Origin of the sequence: Parvularcula marina, assembly GCF_003399445.1 — a bacterium.
In the GTDB taxonomy this organism is placed as follows: domain Bacteria; phylum Pseudomonadota; class Alphaproteobacteria; order Caulobacterales; family Parvularculaceae; genus Parvularcula; species Parvularcula marina.
This window is the reverse complement of sequence record NZ_QUQO01000001.1, coordinates 705,472-723,307: the sequence shown is the minus strand read 5'-3', so window position 1 is coordinate 723,307 and position 17,836 is coordinate 705,472. Positions and strand designations below refer to the sequence as shown.

At 60.4% G+C, this 17,836-nt stretch carries 21 protein-coding genes; 20 read left to right on the top strand and 1 reads right to left on the bottom strand.

The window, feature by feature from the left end; all coding sequences use genetic code 11:
* Positions 1–39: 39 nt before the first annotated feature.
* The 13 genes from DX908_RS03285 (at position 40) to DX908_RS03230 (ending at position 12,161) form a co-directional block, all read left to right on the top strand.
* Complete coding sequence (locus tag DX908_RS03285) at positions 40–1,056, top strand: DNA-directed RNA polymerase subunit alpha (RefSeq protein WP_116391025.1); 1,017 nt, start codon at positions 40–42, stop codon at positions 1,054–1,056.
* A gap of 93 nt (positions 1,057–1,149) precedes the next feature.
* Complete coding sequence (gene rplQ, locus DX908_RS03280) at positions 1,150–1,584, top strand: 50S ribosomal protein L17 (RefSeq protein WP_116391024.1); 435 nt, start codon at positions 1,150–1,152, stop codon at positions 1,582–1,584.
* Positions 1,585–1,776: 192 nt separating this feature from the next.
* Complete coding sequence (locus DX908_RS03275; RefSeq protein WP_116391023.1) at positions 1,777–2,364, top strand: hypothetical protein; 588 nt, start codon at positions 1,777–1,779, stop codon at positions 2,362–2,364.
* A 76-nt stretch (positions 2,365–2,440) separates the two neighbouring features.
* Positions 2,441–2,842, top strand: a complete 402-nt coding sequence (locus DX908_RS03270; protein ID WP_116391022.1) for a BlaI/MecI/CopY family transcriptional regulator — start codon at positions 2,441–2,443, stop codon at positions 2,840–2,842.
* Entirely contained in the window at positions 2,839–4,602 is a 1,764-nt protein-coding gene (locus tag DX908_RS03265) for a M56 family metallopeptidase (RefSeq protein ID WP_116391021.1), read from the top strand. The genes DX908_RS03270 and DX908_RS03265 overlap by 4 nt, the downstream gene beginning before the upstream one ends.
* Positions 4,603–4,692: 90 nt before the next feature.
* On the top strand, positions 4,693–6,090 hold the full coding sequence (locus DX908_RS03260; RefSeq protein WP_116391020.1) for a Do family serine endopeptidase: 1,398 nt from the start codon (positions 4,693–4,695) through the stop codon (positions 6,088–6,090).
* The gene (locus DX908_RS03255) at positions 6,087–7,397 is read left to right on the top strand and encodes a replication-associated recombination protein A (protein ID WP_116391019.1); all 1,311 of its coding nucleotides are present in this window, start codon (positions 6,087–6,089) and stop codon (positions 7,395–7,397) included. The genes DX908_RS03260 and DX908_RS03255 overlap by 4 nt, the downstream gene beginning before the upstream one ends.
* Positions 7,394–7,669: a DUF5076 domain-containing protein gene (locus DX908_RS03250; RefSeq protein ID WP_158548452.1), complete on the top strand. Its 276-nt coding sequence runs from the start codon at positions 7,394–7,396 to the stop codon at positions 7,667–7,669. The genes DX908_RS03255 and DX908_RS03250 overlap by 4 nt, the downstream gene beginning before the upstream one ends.
* A gap of 73 nt (positions 7,670–7,742) precedes the next feature.
* Positions 7,743–7,868 carry a hypothetical protein gene (locus tag DX908_RS16645; protein ID WP_267895849.1) on the top strand — a complete coding sequence of 42 codons (126 nt, stop codon included), beginning with the start codon at positions 7,743–7,745 and terminating at the stop codon, positions 7,866–7,868.
* Between the two features lie 5 nt (positions 7,869–7,873).
* Positions 7,874–9,406 carry a hypothetical protein gene (locus DX908_RS03245; RefSeq protein ID WP_116391017.1) on the top strand — a complete coding sequence of 511 codons (1,533 nt, stop codon included), beginning with the start codon at positions 7,874–7,876 and terminating at the stop codon, positions 9,404–9,406.
* A complete protein-coding gene (locus tag DX908_RS03240) occupies positions 9,403–10,338 on the top strand; it encodes a tyrosine recombinase (RefSeq protein WP_199564569.1) in 936 nt (311 codons plus the stop codon). The genes DX908_RS03245 and DX908_RS03240 overlap by 4 nt, the downstream gene beginning before the upstream one ends.
* A 73-nt stretch (positions 10,339–10,411) precedes the next feature.
* The gene (locus tag DX908_RS03235) at positions 10,412–11,374 is read left to right on the top strand and encodes an acetyl-CoA carboxylase carboxyltransferase subunit alpha (RefSeq protein ID WP_116391016.1); all 963 of its coding nucleotides are present in this window, start codon (positions 10,412–10,414) and stop codon (positions 11,372–11,374) included.
* A gap of 91 nt (positions 11,375–11,465) precedes the next feature.
* A complete protein-coding gene (locus tag DX908_RS03230; protein WP_116391015.1) occupies positions 11,466–12,161 on the top strand; it encodes a hypothetical protein in 696 nt (231 codons plus the stop codon).
* A 243-nt stretch (positions 12,162–12,404) separates the two neighbouring features.
* Here DX908_RS03230 and crtY read toward each other — a convergent pair whose 3' ends face one another.
* Positions 12,405–13,601 carry a lycopene beta-cyclase CrtY gene (gene crtY, locus DX908_RS03225; protein ID WP_116391014.1) on the bottom strand — a complete coding sequence of 399 codons (1,197 nt, stop codon included), beginning with the start codon at positions 13,599–13,601 and terminating at the stop codon, positions 12,405–12,407.
* A gap of 139 nt (positions 13,602–13,740) precedes the next feature.
* Between crtY and ndhC the strand changes: the two genes are divergently transcribed.
* The 7 genes from ndhC (at position 13,741) to DX908_RS03190 (ending at position 17,825) form a co-directional block, all read left to right on the top strand.
* Positions 13,741–14,136: an NADH-quinone oxidoreductase subunit A gene (gene ndhC / locus DX908_RS03220; RefSeq protein ID WP_116391013.1), complete on the top strand. Its 396-nt coding sequence runs from the start codon at positions 13,741–13,743 to the stop codon at positions 14,134–14,136.
* Positions 14,106–14,768 carry a NuoB/complex I 20 kDa subunit family protein gene (locus tag DX908_RS03215; protein WP_369122902.1) on the top strand — a complete coding sequence of 221 codons (663 nt, stop codon included), beginning with the start codon at positions 14,106–14,108 and terminating at the stop codon, positions 14,766–14,768. The genes ndhC and DX908_RS03215 overlap by 31 nt, the downstream gene beginning before the upstream one ends.
* A complete protein-coding gene (locus DX908_RS03210) occupies positions 14,765–15,157 on the top strand; it encodes a hypothetical protein (RefSeq protein ID WP_116391011.1) in 393 nt (130 codons plus the stop codon). Before DX908_RS03215 ends, DX908_RS03210 begins: the two co-directional genes overlap by 4 nt.
* Positions 15,154–15,771 carry an NADH-quinone oxidoreductase subunit C gene (locus DX908_RS03205; protein WP_116391010.1) on the top strand — a complete coding sequence of 206 codons (618 nt, stop codon included), beginning with the start codon at positions 15,154–15,156 and terminating at the stop codon, positions 15,769–15,771. The genes DX908_RS03210 and DX908_RS03205 overlap by 4 nt, the downstream gene beginning before the upstream one ends.
* A 3-nt stretch (positions 15,772–15,774) precedes the next feature.
* Complete coding sequence (locus tag DX908_RS03200) at positions 15,775–16,200, top strand: GFA family protein (protein WP_116391009.1); 426 nt, start codon at positions 15,775–15,777, stop codon at positions 16,198–16,200.
* Positions 16,200–17,420 carry an NADH-quinone oxidoreductase subunit D gene (locus DX908_RS03195; RefSeq protein WP_116391008.1) on the top strand — a complete coding sequence of 407 codons (1,221 nt, stop codon included), beginning with the start codon at positions 16,200–16,202 and terminating at the stop codon, positions 17,418–17,420. Before DX908_RS03200 ends, DX908_RS03195 begins: the two co-directional genes overlap by 1 nt.
* Positions 17,421–17,483: 63 nt before the next feature.
* Positions 17,484–17,825, top strand: coding sequence for a hypothetical protein (locus tag DX908_RS03190; protein ID WP_147303721.1), 342 nt, complete (start codon positions 17,484–17,486; stop codon positions 17,823–17,825).
* The last annotated feature ends 11 nt before the right edge of the window (positions 17,826–17,836 follow it).

The following is a 17,836-nucleotide window of genomic DNA, read 5'->3' as shown; positions in this document are numbered from 1 at the left end:
CTCTGTCGGTCGGGGACGCTCGGCCACCAAGGAGACCAAATGCTCGAAAAGAATTGGCAGGAACTGATCAAGCCGCAGAAACTCGAGGTCGAGCCCAGCTACGACCCGGAGCGGAAGGCTACGATCATTGCGCAACCGCTGGAGCGGGGCTTTGGCCTGACGCTTGGCAACTCCCTGCGCCGTATCCTGATGTCGTCCCTTCAGGGCGCAGCCGTGACCGCGATCCAGATTGATGGCGTGGTGCACGAATTCTCGTCCATTCCGGGCGTCCGCGAAGATGTGACGATCATCGTCCTGAACATCAAGCAGCTCGCCATCCGCATGCATGTCGATGGCCCGAAACGCCTTGTCCTTCACAAGAAGGGCCCGGGCGTCGTCACCGCTGCTGATATTCAGGAAACGGCTGACATCGAGATCCTCGACAAGGATCACGTCATCTGTACGCTCGACGAAGGCGCGGATCTGCGCATGGAAATCACCGTGCAGACCGGCAAGGGCTATGTCCCGGCCGACCGCAACCGTCCGGAAGATGCGCCGATCGGCCTGATTCCCGTCGACAGCCTCTACTCGCCGGTTCGCCGTGTGTCCTACAAGGTTGAGAACACTCGCGAAGGCCAGGTGCTCGATTATGACCGCCTGATCCTCGAGATCGAAACCAATGGCGCAGTGAACCCGGAAGATGCAGCCGCTTATGCGGCCCGTATTCTTCAGGACCAGCTTCAGGTTTTCGTCAATTTCGACGAGCCCAAGAAAGACGAAGCTGGCGGCGCGGAAGAAGAGCTTCTCTTCAACGCAGCGCTTCTGCGGAAAGTCGACGAGCTGGAACTCAGCGTGCGTTCGGCCAACTGCCTGAAGAACGACAACATCGTCTATATCGGCGACCTCATTCAGAAGACCGAAGCCGAAATGCTTCGTACGCCGAACTTCGGCCGCAAGTCGCTGAACGAGATCAAAGAAGTCCTGGCGTCGCTTGGCCTCCATCTTGGTATGGATGTGCCGGACTGGCCGCCAGACAATATCGAAGAGCTTGCCCGCAAGTTCGAAGACCAGAATTAACCGGTGCCGGGCTCTGCCCGGCATCACCATTATGAGACCCAAACCATCCGTCTAAAGAATGCTATAAGGCAGGCGGAGTAGTGGAGAAGACCCATGCGCCACGGCGTTGCACATCGCAAACTGAACCGGACGGCAAGTCACCGGAAAGCCATGTTCGCCAATATGGCGGCCTCGCTCATCAAGCATGAGCAGATCACGACGACCCTGCCGAAAGCCAAGGAGCTCAAACCCATTGCGGACAAGCTCATCACGCTCGCGAAAAAGGGTGATCTTGCCGCTCGTCGTCAGGCGATCAGCCAGATCCGTGACGTCGAGATGGTTGGCAAACTCTTCGAAGTCCTTGGCCCTCGCTACGCCGAGCGTCACGGCGGCTATACCCGCGTCATGAAAGCGGGCTTCCGCTTTGGTGATAACGCGCCGCGCGCCGTCATCGAATTCGTTGATCGCGACGAAACGGCCAAGGGTAAAGACTCCGGCCCGACCATGGAAGCCTCGTCTTCTGATGGTGGTGACCTCATCGAGTCGTAAGCTCGTCTCGCATAAGTTTCTGGAAGAACCCGGCCTTCGTGCCGGGTTTTTTCTTGTGTGCAGTTGGGAGAGGAGCGCGCCCTGTGAATAATCACAACATTGTCATCCAATAAGGATTGATTGAATAACGATAATGACTACATGTGTTGTCAAGCGGATGCACAGACCGCGGCTCGAATTGGAGAAAAGACGATGCAAAAAATTTGGGGACTTGCCGCGGCAGCCACGATGATGTTTCCGGCGACCGGATTCGCCAAGGGCTGGGAGCTCGATGATCCAGTCGAACGGCTGGCGGATCTGCAATACGGGATCAATGAGGTCTGCCTGCCGGCGCAGCGCGCAGGGCAGACGGCCAGCCAGTTTGAGCAGGCCAATCGCCAGTCGCTGACACTTCAACGCCGCCGGAACAACAGCAATGTTCGCAACGCGACCTGGACGATCGGCGCCGTGACCAGCGATGTCGTTGTCTCTGACACGGAGAATGGCTGCACAGTTTCAACCAGCTTCCGCGCCGACCATGCTGACCGGCTGATCCCGGATCTTCGGGGAGGGCTCACTGAGAGAGCCAATGGCTATCAGGTCGTCTCGGGCGATCCTGACAGCTATCGCGAGCGTCTTTCGGTTGCCTTCTGCCTTGCCAATGCGTCGGGCGGGACGGACAGCCTCATGCTCTACGAATGGGTCGAGCCAGAGATGGAAGCGGGCCGTCGCCAGCCGCGCGATATTCTCTACGTCTCTCTTGTTGTGCCGCAGGCAGGCTTCTGCGCGAGCGAGCAGTAACGCCCATCTTTTAATTCCTTAGTTGACAATGCCCCGAGACCGGGTCAGGCAGGGGTGTCAACTAAGGAATTCGTCAATGGCGCGCCCCACATCTCCATCGCTGACCGAAGCGGAAAGCCGGATCATGGCGATCCTGTGGGAGAAGGGGGAGGCGACGGTACGCGACGTTACCGACGCGCTCAGCGCTGAATATGATCTTGCCTATACGACTGTCCTGACAACCATCCGTATCATGACGGATAAAGGCTATGTCGATTTCCGAAAAGAAGGCCGCGCGCATATTTATCGGGCCGTCCTGACGCAAACGGGCGCTCGGAAAAAGGCGCTTGGCTCCATGCTGGGATCGCTATTCGACGGCTCGCCCCGGCGCCTTGCCCAGCATCTGATCGAAGACGAAGAGCTGACCCTTGAGGATATCGAGGCGCTTCGCGAGGAATTCCTATCCCGCAAATCTTCCGGAAAAGGAGATAAGTCATGACCGCTGAAGCCCTTCTTCCGGTTGCCGGGGCCGTCCTTGCCGAGACAGCCATTCTGGCCGGTGTCATCCTCCTGCTCGACCGGATCCTGCCGCGCCGCATGGTGCGGGAGCGTCACGACATGGCGCTGGCGGCCATCCTGATCGTACCAATCCTCTTTGTGCTGCCCTTCTTCTTGCCTGGTGAAGCGAATGTGCTGCCCGTGATAGAGGGCTCGCTGCCGCAGCCAGTTACAGAAAGCGCGGCTGCGGCGCCTCAGGCAAACGTCATGCCTGTGATCACCGAGGCGATGGCCAGTCCGACAAGCGGGCTGGATCTATCTGTCTTTGTCCTGCCGGGAATGATGCTCCTCTGGGGGCTCGGGGCAGCGCTGCTGCTCATCAGACTGATCAGTGAAATGACCAGCGTCAGCGCGCTGATCAGGAGAGCTCAGCCGCTTCGCCAGCCCATTGGGGCCAGCCTGTCGCGCCCGGCGCGTGTCATGGTCTCGGGCGAGGTCGAAGGGCCAATGCTCGCCGGGTTCTTCCGGCCCGTCATCATCCTGCCCGAAGACATGATGGCTGATGAAAGCCTGCGGCCCGTGCTCGAACATGAAATCGCGCATCTGGCCCGTCAGGACAATCTGCTTGAAGTTACCATACGGACCATTTCCGCACTATTCTGGTGGAACCTGCCGATCCATGCGCTGCGGCCGCTGATCGCGCGAGAGCGCGAGAAGCTGTGCGATGCCTATGCGGCAGAGCGGGCAGGGGGCGGGGAGGCCATGGCCGACGCACTGCTCAAAGTCGCTAGTAGACAAATTCTTGGGCGCAGCCCGGCGCTCGCGCTGCCAGCTATCCGGCGCAAGGAGATGCTGGCCGACCGCTTGCGACTATTGACCCGCGAGAATGTCTCGGGACGTCCGCGTCTTCTTCTGAGTACGGCTCTTGTCCCGGCGGTCTTCTTTGCCTGTGCGGCAGCCGGTCCGAAGCTGGGGCCCGCAGCCGACTTGGCAGAAGACGAAAAGCCCACAGAAGAGATGACATTCTCGGCATCTGCAATCGATCCGGCCGAGCTCTATTTTGCGGCCCGCCGTGGACGGACTGAAGAGGTTGAACGTCTGCTCGCCATGGGCGCCGATCCGAATGCTGCCTCTTATGGCGATGGCACGCCGCTGATCGGGGCAGTGAGGAGCGGGGATCATGGCATCCTGACGCGCCTTCTGGCTGCTGGCGCTGATCCTAACCGGGCCGCACGCGGCGATGGCAGCCCGCTGATCTCTGCAGCAAAAAATGGCCGGTATGCGATGGCAATTGCCTTGCTCGACGCCGGGGCAAATCCTGACATGGGCGTCCGGGGCGACGGCAATGCGTTGATTGTCGCAGCCCATCGGGGCGACCTCAAAATGGTCGACATCCTCCTTGAATATGACGCCAATATCGAAGCGGCGCAGATCGGTGACGGCAATGCGCTGATTGCGGCGGTGCAGGCCGGCAAGATCAACATGGTGCACGCGCTTTTGGAGAAAGGCGCGAATGTCGACGCCTTTGTCATCGCGGACGAAACGCCTCTGATCGCCGCGGCGCAGCGCGGGGATCTCGATATCACCAAGCTGCTCATCGAATATGGCGCGGATGTCTCGCTGACCGTGCCAGTGCCGGTCCTGACCGATCCGTCGCGTCAGGGGTTCCGCTCGCCGATCAGTGAAGCGGAACGCTATGGGCATGAGGATGTCGCGGAATATCTCCGGGCGCATGGCGCCGAGCACCGCCCGCCTGCGTGAGGCGTTTCCCGACAAGACTGAAACTTGTGAAGTATGGCCCCGCTCCGGTAATGGTGCGGGGTCATTTCGTTCTGAGAGGGATTGGCACCAATGCTGCTGCGACTTCTTCCCGTCTTCTGTCTCTGCTTGCTGCCCGTCGGGGTAGCGGCCCAGCCGCAGACCACCCAGCCTGCGACCGATCTTGAACTGCGCGCGACCTATGCGCCGGTGGTCGAGCGGGCGGCCCCGGCGGTCGTGAATATCTACACCAAGAAGGTCGTCACCCAGCGGATGCGCTCGGTGTTCGATGATCCGTTCTTCCGCGAATTTGGCGGGGTGCCAGGTCGGTCGCGTCAGCGCCTGCAATCCTCACTCGGCTCTGGCGTCATCGTTGATGAGGGCGGGATCATCGTCACCAATAACCACGTCGTTGAGAATGCCGGTGAGATCAAGGTCGTCCTCGCCGACCGGCGGGAGTTCGAAGCGGAAGTCCTGTTGACCGATCCGCAGACGGACCTTGCGATCCTCAAGGTCGCGGCCGATGGTCCGCTTCCCTTCCTGCCGTTCGCGGACAGTGACACAGCGGCCGTCGGCGATATCGTTCTTGCCATCGGCAACCCCTTCGGGGTCGGCCAGACGGTGACCAGCGGCATTGTCTCCGCCCTGTCGCGGACGTCTGCTTCGGTGTCGGACTATCAGTTCTTCATCCAGACCGATGCCGCGATCAATCCGGGGAATTCAGGTGGGGCACTGATCGATGTCGATGGCAATTTGCTCGGGGTGAACACCGCAATCTATTCCCGCTCTGGCGGCTCGAACGGGATCGGCTTTGCGATCCCCGGCAATCTTGTCCGGCAGGTCGTCAATTCTGCCGCAGGCGGACAGATGATGGTGCGCCGCCCCTGGCTGGGGGTGCAGGGCACGCCTGTCACTTCTGACATTGCAAGGGTCGTCGGGCTCGACCGCCCCATGGGAGCAATTGTCGGTGAGGTCTTTCCGAAGGGACCAGCAGATAAGGCTGGTCTGAAGGAAGGCGATGTCATCCTCGATATTGCAGGGGCGGAGATTTATGATGCCGAGGCGCTGCGCTACCGCCCGGCGACCCGCTCCGAAGGCGATGTTCTCGAGGTCCGGTATCTGCGCGACGGCAAGGAGAAGACGGCGAAGGTGAAGCTGGCTTTTCCGCCAGAGCGTCCAGCCCGCAATGACACGCGGATCGAAGGCAGCAATCCGCTGTCAGGCGCGGTGATCGCCAATCTCTCGCCGGCGCTTGCTGAAGAGATCGGCTTCAATCCGATGGCGTCGGGTGTTGTGATCCTTGAGGCCGAGCGGGGTAGTTATGCCTCGCGTTACCGGCTCGGTCGGGGGCTCTCCATTCTCTCCGTTAACGGAGAGAAGACTGAGACGGTCGAGGATGTCACCAAGGCACTTAATGCCGAGCAGCGCTATTTCATCCTGCAGGTCGCGGACCGGAATGGCCGCGTCTCCACCATGAGGATCGGCCGATAGCGGGCGATGATCTTTTCGGGGCAGCGGGCCTTGAGGACGGGGCACCGCGGCCGCTGGCTGACCGCTTGCGGCCCAAAACCCTCGAAGAGGTCGTCGGGCAGGACCATCTGATCGGGCAGGGCGCGCCCTTGCGTACCCTGATCGAGAAAGGCCGGCTGCCCTCGATCATTTTCTGGGGGCCGCCGGGCACCGGCAAGACGACGCTGGCCCGGTTGCTCGCAGATCATGTCGATCTCGACTTTGTACAGATCTCGGCGATTTTCTCCGGGGTCGGAGAGTTGCGCAAAGTGTTCGAGGCGGCGCGGGCCCGGCGGCAGGCAGGGCGCGGCACGCTGCTTTTTGTCGATGAGATCCACCGTTTTAACCGCACTCAGCAGGACAGCTTTCTGCCCGTCATGGAGGACGGCACGATCACCCTGATCGGCGCGACGACAGAGAACCCGTCTTTCGAGCTCAACGCCGCGCTCCTGTCTCGGGCGCAGGTCTTCACGCTCCGGCGCCTTGATGAAGACGCGCTCAGCCATCTCGTTGACCGCGCTGAAGAGGAGCTTGGCCTGACCCTGCCGCTGACCGCCGGCGCGCGCGCCGCCCTTGCCGATCTTTCGGACGGGGACGGACGGTTCCTCCTCGGGCTGATCGAAGACCTTGCTGCAAGGGCCGGGGACGAGCCGCTCGATGAGGCGGGGCTGTCCGAGGCCGTTCAGCGCCGGATGCCCGTCTATGACAAGGCGCAGGAAGGGCATTACAATCTTGCCAGTGCGCTCCAGAAATCAATCCGTGGTTCGGATACGGATGCCGCGCTTTACTGGACCGCGCGGATGCTCAATGCCGGAGAAGATCCGCTCTTTATCCTCCGTCGCCTGACGGTCATCGCCAGCGAGGATGTCGGCAATGCCGATCCGCAGGCGCTGCGTCTCGCCCATGCCGCGCGCGAGGCCTATCTCTTCCTCGGCGATCCAGAGGGCCATCACGCCATCGGCCAGCTTGTCGCCTATCTGGGCTCCGCGCCCAAATCGAATGCCGCCTATTCGGCACTGAAACAGGCCAAGGCCGCCGCGCGCCAGACCGGCTCCCTTATGCCCCCGAAACACGCCATGAATGCGCCGACCAAGCTGATGAAGGCCGAGGGGTATTCGGACGGTTATCTCTATGACCATGACACGCCCGACGGATTTGCCGGGCTTGACTATTTCCCGCCCGAGATGGAACGGCAGGAATTCTATCAGCCGCGCGGGCGGGGTGCTGAGAAAACCATCCGCGAACGGCTCGAATGGTATGCCGCACGGCGAAAGGACCGACCCAGATGAATGATAGCTCGCCTGAACTCGACGTGGATAAATCCATTCGTGAGGCTGAGGACGCCCGCGAGCTGGCCCGCGTCTGGGTCGCCAATCAGCAGCTTGCCGTCGTCTTTGACGAGACGCTGTGGGATGATCCCGCCGCCTGGGGCATCTTCCTCGCCGATTTCATGCGCCATATCCGCGATGCCTATGTCGACCGGCACGGCTCACCGCCCGAAGAAGTCATGAAACGCATCGGCGAGGGCTTGCGCGCCGAGCTTGCGAGCGCTGAAGCGTAACCGCTTCGTCACGCAAGGTGCATTGCAGCGAAAGCCCAAGCATCGTAGCTTTTGACAGAAGGATAGGAACCCGATGCGCTTCACTCTGTTCATTATCTTTCTGATCATTTTCACCCTGGTTCTTCTCTTTGCCGTGGGGGACCGCCGACAGCCGGCCCAGACGCTGACCGAAAAGGAGATCGAGCTGCCAGCTCGATAGAGTTTATGCGCCTTACCGCCCTTGCCGCCGCCGCCCTGATGACGATCACGCCCGCCTGGGCCCAGATCGACCGCGTAGACATTGATAAGAGTGCGTTTTCGCTCGGCACGCTGCGTCCGGAAGATGGCGCGCTGCCGCGCTCGCTTTGGACCGATACCGAGCGCAATTCGGTGAGCGACCTGCTGGTCACGGTGCCTGCGGCCTATGACAATCCGCTCAACCTGGAGCTGCTGCGTCGCGTCCTGCTCTCGCCGGGCGAGGGGCCGAAGGATGCGGACAACGCGCTGGCCGGGCAGAAACTCCTCAAAGCCGCCGAGGCGGGCTTTTATTCGGATGCTGCCCAACTCGCCAATCTGGCCCCCAGCACCCATTCTGAGCCGGCTCTGGCCCGCGTCATTGCCTATCAGGAGCTGATGGACGGCAAGACCGATGTGGCCTGCGCTCGCGGCGAAGGCCTCCGCGATGGCCGCGCCGCACCGTTCTGGATCAAGCTGCGTTTCGTCTGTTACGTCCGCGCCGGTGAGGGCGCAGCGGCTGACCTCACCCTCAACCTCCTTAAACGGCAGGATGCGCTGACGGCGGAGGAAAGCGCGCGCTTTACCGCCTTTGCCGATGGCGGAGAGTTTGCGGCCCCGAAGGGTGACATCACGCTTTTTGACTGGGTGATGATGCATGAGCGCGGCATCACGATTGACCGTGCACTGCTCGACCGGGTTGGCCCGGGTTACACCGCCGCGATTGCCCGGATGCGCGGGCTCGATCCGAATTTACGCGAAGTCGCGCTCCTCCGTTCACTCAGTGTCCGGACGATTGGCGCCGACGAAGCCATCGATCTGCTTGACGGCATGGGCACGACCGAGCTGGCAGGCGACGTCCTCACGCTCTCTGCCGTGCCGCCCGGCTCGCTTGAATATGCCGAGGCACTCGGCACGGCGCTGCGTCGGGGCGGGGCAGATGCGGCAGGTTTTGAGGCGCGGGCACGGCTTCTTGCCGGCGATCTGCGCCGGGCCACGCCGATCACCAATTTTGCCCCCAATGCGACGGAGATCGCGCTGGCCGCGATGATCACGGACCAGCCGCGCGTCGCCGAAGCGTGGATCACGGCGCTTGCCTCTGACCAGTCGCGCCCGACCGGGCTCGACCGGGCCCGCCGTCTCGTCGATATCTACGCCATCATCGATCCCGAAGCGGCCGGCCGCATCGGCTCCTTCATCGGCATGGTTGAGGAGCCCAAAAGCGTGCCAAGCGTGACGGCTTATAACACCAACCCTTCCGTCCCCGTTGCATCTCTCGTGGCGGCCGCTCTCCCGGCAGCCGAAGCCGGCAGCGAAGGGCCCGCAGCGCTTGTCTATCTGACCGGGCTTTCGACCACCGAGGACGGTGAGGGCGGGATCCGCAATGCGGTGATCAACTGGGCCCGCGACAAGGCGGATATCCGCTGGATGGACCACAAGGCGAGCTTTGACGTTGAGCTGCGCGCGGTGCTTGATGAGCCTGCGCCGCAGGTGGCCGCCGCGCCCCAGCCGACGGGCAATTGAGCGCCAGTCCGGCCAGCCAGCCCGGCGGCGGGCCGCTCAGCCTGTTCCTCGACATGATGGAGGTCGAGCGGGGCGTCAGCCCCCGGACGGTCCGCAATTATGGCCGTGACCTTGCGCGCTTTGAAACCTTCCTTACGAGGAAGAAGAAACGTCTTCTGACAGCTGCACGCGCCGATATCACTGCCTATCTAGATCACCTTCATGCAACGGGGCGGAGTGCCGCGACAGCTGCGCTCTGTCTTTCCGCCATCCGCCAGTTCTATCTCTTCGCCTTCGAAGAAGACTTGCGCAGCGATAATCCCGCCGAAGGGGTCGAACGCCCCAAAACCCGCCGTCCCTTGCCGAAAATTCTGTCAGCGGAGGATGCCGCCGCATTGCTCGACCGGGCGGCGCAAAAGGCCGAGGGCGGATCGCCGAGAGCTTTGCGGCTCCATGCCCTGCTTGAGATCCTCTATGCGACAGGCCTCAGGGTCTCAGAGCTTTGCTCCCTCCCGCGCGGCAGTTTCTCAGCCGACCGGCCCTATGTTCAGGTGCGCGGCAAGGGCGACAAGGAACGCCTCGTGCCACTGACCGATGCGGCGATCACTGCGACCGAAGCCTGGCTGGCCGCCCAGACCGAGGCTGAGCGCGCTTCCGTCTTTCTTTTCCCTTCGCGCGGGAAAATGGGGCATTTAACCCCGGCGCGCTTCGCGCAGCTTCTCAAAGACATTGCGCCTGAGGCCGGGATCGACCCTGCACGCATCTCGCCCCACGTGCTGCGCCACGCCTTTGCCTCCCATCTGCTGGAAGGCGGCGCGGACTTACGTGTTGTCCAGCAGCTTCTGGGGCATGCGGATATCTCAACGACGCAGATTTACACGCATGTGGCGGGCGAGCGGCTGACCCGCCTGATCGAAGCAAAACACCCGCTTTCCCTTAAGAAAAAGCCATGAAAATTGAAGCGTTTGTCAATATGACCATGGTTAGGCTAAAAGCCCGCTTCACTGTTCACGACCGGAGTTAACGATGCGCAGCTATCTCGAATTCGAAAAGCCGATTGCAGAGCTTGAAGGCAAGATTGACGATCTGCGGGCGCTGTCGGGCGATGAACAGATCAATGTCGGCGAGGAGCTGAACCGGCTGGAGAGCAAGACGGAAAAGCTCTTGGCCGAGACCTATGCGAACCTTTCGCGCTGGCAGAAGACGCTTGTCGCGCGCCATGCCGCGCGGCCGCATTTCTCCGATCTCGTTGACCAGCTGATGACGGATTTCACACCGCTCGCGGGTGACCGCTCTTTTGGTGAGGATTCAGCGATTATCGGCGGCCCGGCCAGTTTCCGCGGGCGCTCGGTCATGGTGATGGGCCATGAGAAGGGCTCAGACACGCAAAGCCGAGTTGCGCATAATTTCGGCATGGCCCGGCCTGAAGGCTACCGCAAGGCGATCCGGCTGGTTGAGATGGCCGACAAATTCGGCCTGCCGATTGTCACGCTGGTTGATACTGCTGGTGCCTATCCCGGTCTCGGCGCGGAAGAGCGCGGGCAGGCAGAGGCGATTGCCTCTTCGACGGCGAGCTTCCTTGATGCGGGCGTGCCGGTCGTCGCTGCCATTGTGGGCGAGGGCGGCTCTGGCGGCGCGGTGGCGCTGGCGGCAGCCGACCGTGTGCTGATGTTCGAGCACTCGGTCTATTCGGTGATTTCGCCCGAGGGCTGCGCCTCCATTCTGTGGAAGGATGATGCGGGCGGCGGCAAGGCAGCGGAAGCGGCCGAAGCGATGAAGATTTCCGCGCAGGATCTCAAGGAACTCGGCGTCATCGACACGATCGTAGAAGAGCCGGTCGGTGGAGCGCATCGCGCGCCACGTGCCGCGATCGAAGCCCTCGGCGATGCCATTGAAAGCGCGATCGAGGAACTCGGCGAGATGGATGCGCATGACCGCCGCATGGCCCGCCGCCAGAAATTCCTCGACATCGGCCGCAAGGGTCTTTGATCGCTTCACTTGTACTCATAGCCCGCCGTCTGGAAGGGCTCATAAGTTTACTTATCCATCTCACGTGATAAAGTTATGACGTGGGGTGATTATGGCAAATCAATGGAAGATGAATCTGGGATGGGCAGCTATTCCGGATATCTTTTTTACGGCATGGGGAGCCGCTTCGCTCGCCGCCTTTGTGTCACAGGCACAATGGCTTGATGCACCTGAATTTATCGAACTGATTGGGCGCATTTCATCTGCGCCATTCGAGCCCATCGTCTCTTTCCTGACGTCGGTTTTCAGATGGGAAATTGATCCGTTCCTGCTTTTATTCATGCCAGTCATGATCTTTGGTCTGCTGAACATATTCTGGCGCAGCATGCGGGATTATCCAGGTATCTTCCTGAAGAGGACGCTGGCTTTTCGGATTGTCCATACACTTATGGGTCTGTGCTTCGCCTTGTGGGTTTCAGGACAATTATTCGATTTTGCCGATCTGGATACGGTCTTTAACGACTGGCGGAGAGGGGAATATGTCGGGGAGAACCTTCATATCCAGTTCGCGATGATGTTCGGCTTATACATCTTCATTCCCAGTGGCTTGTTCCGGCTCGGACAATTGATCGGGTTGGCCTATGCCTGCTATTATCTGTCCTCAAACTACGCATTCTCAGCCGTGACGTTGTGCTCGGTGATGGTCGGTTTGGCTATCGCGTCCCATTATCTGTTCGAGTTGATGAATTTCGTTTTTCGGTTTTCTCCAGGCGGTCTCATCCATCGGATGTTGCCGGGGGGCAGTTAATCTCCTGCGCCATTTAACCCCCGGTCCCACTGCGATTTGGTCAGTATGCAGGGGATAGAGCGGACGGGGATATCTTTCTTCCCCCGTGGGGGAAGTCCCTCGCGAATGCGAGGGGATGGGGGCGTGTCATCCACTGATCATCGCGGGGCGGCGTGCCCCCCCCCGTCAGCCAATGGCTGGCACCTCCCCAACGGGGGAGGAAATTCTTTCTGCACTAGTGTCCTGCATGAGCGGGCTGAGAGGTCAGCGCATACCTCTTCGCGCCAGCCACTGTTTTTCGCCAAGGCATTTCATCGCCTTTGAAACCGGGACGGGTGGTTTGCCGGCGAGGATGCGCATCTTGTCTCCGGCTGAAGACTGCCCCGCATAAAACCGTTCGATCAATCCTTCAGAGAACTGATAAAAGCGCTGCATCACGATATAGCGCTTTGCAGGATCGGCGGCATCAAAGAGGAGCCGGGAGAGAAGCCGGTAAAAGCCGCGCGCCTCCCATGTCTCTTTCGCGTGCTCCCGCGCAAGGGCGGCAAGCGCGGGCCCGGAGACATCATCTGCGCCTGCAAGCCGGTCCGCCATCGCGACCGCATCGGGCAGGGAATAGCCCGTCAGCGGATGAAAGAGCCCGGCGGCAAGCCCGATGCTGGCCACCCCCGGCATGCCCTCATCCAGATGCGCATCAATATCCCCCGCCATGGCAATCGGCAGGATACCTGACTCTCGCCGGAGGATCCGCGCGACCTTCCAACCCTGCTGTTCGCAATAGTCCCTGATGCGTGTCTCAACCGCGTTCTCATCGAGGGCATCGCCATCTGCGTAATACGTGTCCTCGACCAGCGCGGTCCGCTCGGTGAAGGGCAGGGTGTAGACAAAGCGGTAGCCGTCGAGTTGGGGGACGGTCGCGTCCATGATGATGGGGCGGGTGAGCCCGTGCGGCTCCGCAAACTCGATTTCGAGCCCGGCGAATTTCTGAAAGCCGAGGGCCAGATGCGCATAGTCGCGCTGACCCCGCGCATCGATCACGGCATGGGCCCGGAGGGTCCGGCCATCCGCCAGCGTCACTTGATCCTGCGACAGCGCCTCAACCGGCGAGCCCGTCATCACGGCATCACCCAGCGCTTCGCGTAGGACGGCATCGAAACGGGCGGAGGCAACCGAATTATACCCCGTTCCGATCTCGCGAGCATAAGCGGGAAAGCGCACCGTCTGGCCCGCCCAGTGCGACGAGATAAAGGGACGGATCCATTCTAGCGCACGCGGCGATATGTCTGAGTCGTGAAATGACCACGTATGATCCCCGCCAAGGCGGTCTGAGGCCTCGATCAGAAGAACCTTCAATTCCGGCATTAATGCCTTGAATCTGTACGCTAAAAGCCCGCCGGACAGGCCGCCGCCGACGATCACGACATCGAGATTTTCAGGATCGGGAAGGGGGGACGCATTCATTTGCTCTGGCCTACAGGTGAACCCTTTTCATGGCACGGCAAAAAGGCTTATAGCCCCCGGCAAAGTGGCGCCCTTGCGGCGTCGTGACCCGTGGCGGACCCGTTCGCCGCTCCCTAGCTTTTCCGATGAGAGGGCATCCATGGCCGACGCAGAGTTTCTGCAAAATTACCTGCCGATCCTGATCTTTACTGGCCTTGCGGCCATTTTCGGCGTCCTTTTCCTCGTGCTGCCGGTGATCCTGGCGCCGAGCGATCCTGATTCCGAGAAGACCTCGACCTATGAATGCGGGTTCGAGGCGTTTGAGGATTCGCGCATGAAGTTCGATGTGCAGTTCTACATCGTCGCGATCCTGTTCATCATCGTCGATCTCGACGTCGCCTTCCTGTTTCCCTGGGCGGTGACCCTGTTCAACCCGGAGCTGGGGCTCGACCGGAGCTTCCAGATCTTCTCCTTCTGGTCGATGTTCGTCTTCCTCGCGGTCTTCTTCATCGGCTTCCTTTACGAATGGAAGAAAGGAGCCCTCGAATGGCGGTAGACGACAAGACCAAGACGGCGACCGAAACGCCGATCGCCGGTGTCGCACCGGAGGGCAAAACGCCGTCGATCATTCGTCCGTCAGACCTCGCCTACGGCACGGCGGCGCGCGCCAAGGCAGCCTATGATCCCACCAATGAAGATCCGTTCTTCAAATCGCTGAATGCGGAGCTGGCCGATCAGGGCTTTTTCACCGCTCCTGCCGATGCAGTCATCAACTGGGCCCGCACGGGCTCTCTGATGTGGATGACCTTCGGGCTTGCCTGTTGTGCGGTTGAGATGATGCAGGCCTCGATGCCGCGTTATGACATGGAGCGGTTCGGCATGGCGCCGCGCGCCTCCCCGCGCCAGTCCGACCTGATGATCGTCGCCGGCACGCTCACCAACAAGATGGCCCCGGCCTTGCGCAAGGTTTACGACCAGATGCCAGAGCCGCGTTACGTGGTCTCTATGGGCTCCTGCGCGAATGGCGGCGGGTATTACCATTACAGCTATTCGGTCGTACGCGGCTGTGACCGCATCGTGCCGGTCGATGTCTATGTGCCGGGCTGCCCGCCGACGGCTGAGGCCCTCGTTTATGGGCTGTTGCAGCTTCAGAAGAAGATCCGCCGGGAAGGGACCATTCGGCGATGATACATACAGCATTAGCTGCACTCTTCCTCGCGCCGCAGCCCTACATCGTGAAGCTGGATATCTCTTCGTTCGGAGAGGGTGGCTCAACAACCAGATATGAGGCTGGCCTACTGGTTAAGGACGACGACCCCTTAATTCGAAACATTGGTGCAGGACGAGTAATGTACCTGACTCTGGATGATGCGGACTATGACAAAATAGTCGTCAATATTCATATTACTGAGAATTCGGGTCAGGTGTTTCATGTCCCTAGTGCATCCGTAAAGCTTGGCGAGACGGTTGTACTTGAAACGATAGGTTTGCATGAAACAACAGACGCTGGTGCGTCAGTTATATTCACAGTCGATACGTACACACCGCCGGATGCAAGTGCCGGAGATCCAGAATGACCGACGAACTGAACGAATTGAACGAACTCTCCGAGCTGAAAGAGCATATCGACAGCGTGCTGAGCGAAGCCCTGGTCGCGAGTGAAATCGCGCATGGCGAGCTCAATGTCACGGTGCCGGCGACCAAAATCGTTGAAGTGCTCAAATTCCTGCGCGACGATCCGATGTGCCGGTTCATCCAGCTGATCGACCTCTGCGGAGTTGATTATCCGGGGCGGAAGAAGCGCTTTGATGTCGTCTATCATCTTCTCTCCATGCACAATAATGTGCGGGTCCGGGTGAAGGTCGCGGTCGGCGAGAATGATACCTGCCCGACGACGGTCAGCGTCTATCCGTGTGCCGACTGGTTCGAGCGTGAAGCGTTCGACATGTATGGCATCGTCTTTGACGGCCATCCCGATATGCGCCGGATCCTCACCGATTACGGGTTTGAGGGCTATCCTTTGCGCAAGGATTTCCCCGTGACCGGCTTTGTTGAGGTCAAATGGGATGATGAGCAGCGCCGGGTCGTATACCAACCCGTCGAGCTGCAACAGGAATACCGCAATTTCGATTACTTGAGCCCATGGGAAGGTGGCGAGTACGTCCTCCCTGGCGACGAGAAGGCGGGCTGATCTATGGGGGAGCGGACCGGATCCTGCCTTTGCGGCGGTATTGAATTCACGGTGACACCGGGTTCCGACAAGGTCGGCGCCTGTCACTGTAATATGTGCCGGAAAGTTGCAGCAGGTCCTTTCATGACCATTGGGTGCGACAGCGATTTCAGAGTGACGACAGGTGAAGACATGCTCGGCGTCTTTGTTTCCTCTGACTGGGCAGAACGCGGTTTTTGTAAGGGGTGCGGTTCCCCGCTTTTCTGGCGGTTGCGGGACGGGTCGATGATGCAGCTCTCAGTCAATTCGCTGGATGATCCGGGTACGCTGACTTTCGATCACGAAGTCTTTATCGATCACAAACCCGACTATTATTCTTTCGCGCAAAAAACCCATCAGATGACCGAGGCGGAAGTCCTTGCGGCTTTCGCAGAAGGAAAGAGTTCATAATGGCCAATGCCACGCGCACCGTTGTAGTTGAGGATTCCCCCTCCGATGCGTCCGAGGACCGTCCGTTCACGATCAATTTCGGGCCACAACACCCGGCCGCTCACGGCGTGTTGCGCCTCGTGCTGGAACTGGATGGCGAAGTCGTTGAGCGGGTCGACCCACATATCGGGCTGCTCCACCGCGGCACCGAAAAGCTGATCGAGCAGAAGACTTATCTGCAGGCTATCCCGTATTTCGACCGGCTCGACTATGTCGCCCCGATGAACCAGGAGCATGCTTTCTGCCTTGCAGCGGAGAAACTCCTCGGCATCGAAGTGCCGCGGCGCGGGCAGATCATCCGTGTGCTGTTCTGTGAGATCGGCCGGATTCTCAATCACCTTCTCAACGTCACGACGCAGGCCATGGATGTCGGCGCGCTGACCCCGCCGCTATGGGGTTTTGAAGAGCGCGAGAAGCTGATGATATTTTATGAGCGCGCGTCCGGCTCGCGCATGCACGCGGCCTATTTCCGCGTTGGCGGGGTGCATCAGGATATCCCGCAGGCGCTGATCGACGATATTGATGCGTGGTGTGACGAATTCCCCAAGGCGCTCGACGATATTGAATCGCTGATCACGGACAACCGGATCTTCAAGCAGCGCAACGCCGATATCGGGGTTGTGACCAAAGAGCAGGCGTTTGAATGGGGCTTTACCGGCGTCATGCTGCGCGGCTCGGGCGTGCCGTGGGATTTGCGAAAATCGCAGCCCTACGAGATCTATGACGAGCTCGAATTCGACATCGTCCTTGGCAAGAATGGCGACTGCTATGACCGCTATCTCTGCCGCATCGAGGAGATGAAGCAGTCCCTGAGCCTGATGAAGCAGTGCATCGCGTTGCTCGAGCCGGGGCCGGTCATGTCGACCGATCCGAAAGTCGGCCCGCCCAAACGCGGGGAGATGAAGCACTCGATGGAAGCGCTCATCAACCACTTCAAGCTTTATACGGAAGGCCCCAAAGTGCCGGCCGGGGAAGTCTATGCCGCTGTAGAGGCGCCCAAAGGCGAGTTCGGAGTCTATCTCGTCTCAGACGGGTCGAACAAACCCTATCGCTGCAAGATTCGCGCGCCGGGCTATGCCCACCTTCAGGCTATGGACTGGATGAACCGCGGGCACATGCTGGCCGATGTCTCGGCCATTATCGGCACGCTCGACGTGGTGTTCGGCGAAATCGACCGCTAGTTGCGGGCGTCGCGCGTTTGGGATTACGCTCCACCTCGAGGATGATTCGAGAGGGGAGAACCCATGGCATTCCACTTTAAAATCAGTGCCGGAATAGGGGCTGCGATGCTGCTGGCCGCTTGCGGCGGCGGGGATGGCGCATCTGGCGGCAAGGTCAATGAAAAGACCTTCGCAGCCGCCTGTGAGGCCAATTCGAACATGCCGGCGGAAATCTGCGCCTGCGTCGCAGACAAGGCGATGTCAGAGCTGTCGGAAGACGGCCGCGCCTTCCTGATTGCCGGGTTGGAAGAGGATCAGGCGCGCGCCACAGAGTTACGCGAGAAGATGAAGCCAGAAGAGCTGATGGCAACCAGCATGTTTCTTGTGAACACGCCGGCAGCTTGCGCGCAGGAACAGAATGGCTGACACGCCGCAGG

What these genes read in the sequence shown, in the direction of transcription:
- DX908_RS03285 (WP_116391025.1), top strand. Translation starts at nt 40, where the DNA reads ATGCTCGAAAAGAATTGGCAGGAACTGATCAAGCCGCAGAAACTCGAG.
- rplQ (WP_116391024.1), top strand. Translation starts at nt 1,150, where the DNA reads ATGCGCCACGGCGTTGCACATCGCAAACTGAACCGGACGGCAAGTCAC.
- DX908_RS03275 (WP_116391023.1), top strand. Translation starts at nt 1,777, where the DNA reads ATGCAAAAAATTTGGGGACTTGCCGCGGCAGCCACGATGATGTTTCCG.
- DX908_RS03270 (WP_116391022.1), top strand. Translation starts at nt 2,441, where the DNA reads ATGGCGCGCCCCACATCTCCATCGCTGACCGAAGCGGAAAGCCGGATC.
- DX908_RS03265 (WP_116391021.1), top strand. Translation starts at nt 2,839, where the DNA reads ATGACCGCTGAAGCCCTTCTTCCGGTTGCCGGGGCCGTCCTTGCCGAG.
- DX908_RS03260 (WP_116391020.1), top strand. Translation starts at nt 4,693, where the DNA reads ATGCTGCTGCGACTTCTTCCCGTCTTCTGTCTCTGCTTGCTGCCCGTC.
- DX908_RS03250 (WP_158548452.1), top strand. Translation starts at nt 7,394, where the DNA reads ATGAATGATAGCTCGCCTGAACTCGACGTGGATAAATCCATTCGTGAG.
- DX908_RS16645 (WP_267895849.1), top strand. Translation starts at nt 7,743, where the DNA reads ATGCGCTTCACTCTGTTCATTATCTTTCTGATCATTTTCACCCTGGTT.
- DX908_RS03245 (WP_116391017.1), top strand. Translation starts at nt 7,874, where the DNA reads ATGCGCCTTACCGCCCTTGCCGCCGCCGCCCTGATGACGATCACGCCC.
- DX908_RS03235 (WP_116391016.1), top strand. Translation starts at nt 10,412, where the DNA reads ATGCGCAGCTATCTCGAATTCGAAAAGCCGATTGCAGAGCTTGAAGGC.
- DX908_RS03230 (WP_116391015.1), top strand. Translation starts at nt 11,466, where the DNA reads ATGGCAAATCAATGGAAGATGAATCTGGGATGGGCAGCTATTCCGGAT.
- crtY (WP_116391014.1), bottom strand. Translation starts at nt 13,601, where the DNA reads ATGAATGCGTCCCCCCTTCCCGATCCTGAAAATCTCGATGTCGTGATC.
- ndhC (WP_116391013.1), top strand. Translation starts at nt 13,741, where the DNA reads ATGGCCGACGCAGAGTTTCTGCAAAATTACCTGCCGATCCTGATCTTT.
- DX908_RS03215 (WP_369122902.1), top strand. Translation starts at nt 14,106, where the DNA reads ATGGAAGAAAGGAGCCCTCGAATGGCGGTAGACGACAAGACCAAGACG.
- DX908_RS03210 (WP_116391011.1), top strand. Translation starts at nt 14,765, where the DNA reads ATGATACATACAGCATTAGCTGCACTCTTCCTCGCGCCGCAGCCCTAC.
- DX908_RS03205 (WP_116391010.1), top strand. Translation starts at nt 15,154, where the DNA reads ATGACCGACGAACTGAACGAATTGAACGAACTCTCCGAGCTGAAAGAG.
- DX908_RS03200 (WP_116391009.1), top strand. Translation starts at nt 15,775, where the DNA reads ATGGGGGAGCGGACCGGATCCTGCCTTTGCGGCGGTATTGAATTCACG.
- DX908_RS03195 (WP_116391008.1), top strand. Translation starts at nt 16,200, where the DNA reads ATGGCCAATGCCACGCGCACCGTTGTAGTTGAGGATTCCCCCTCCGAT.
- DX908_RS03190 (WP_147303721.1), top strand. Translation starts at nt 17,484, where the DNA reads ATGGCATTCCACTTTAAAATCAGTGCCGGAATAGGGGCTGCGATGCTG.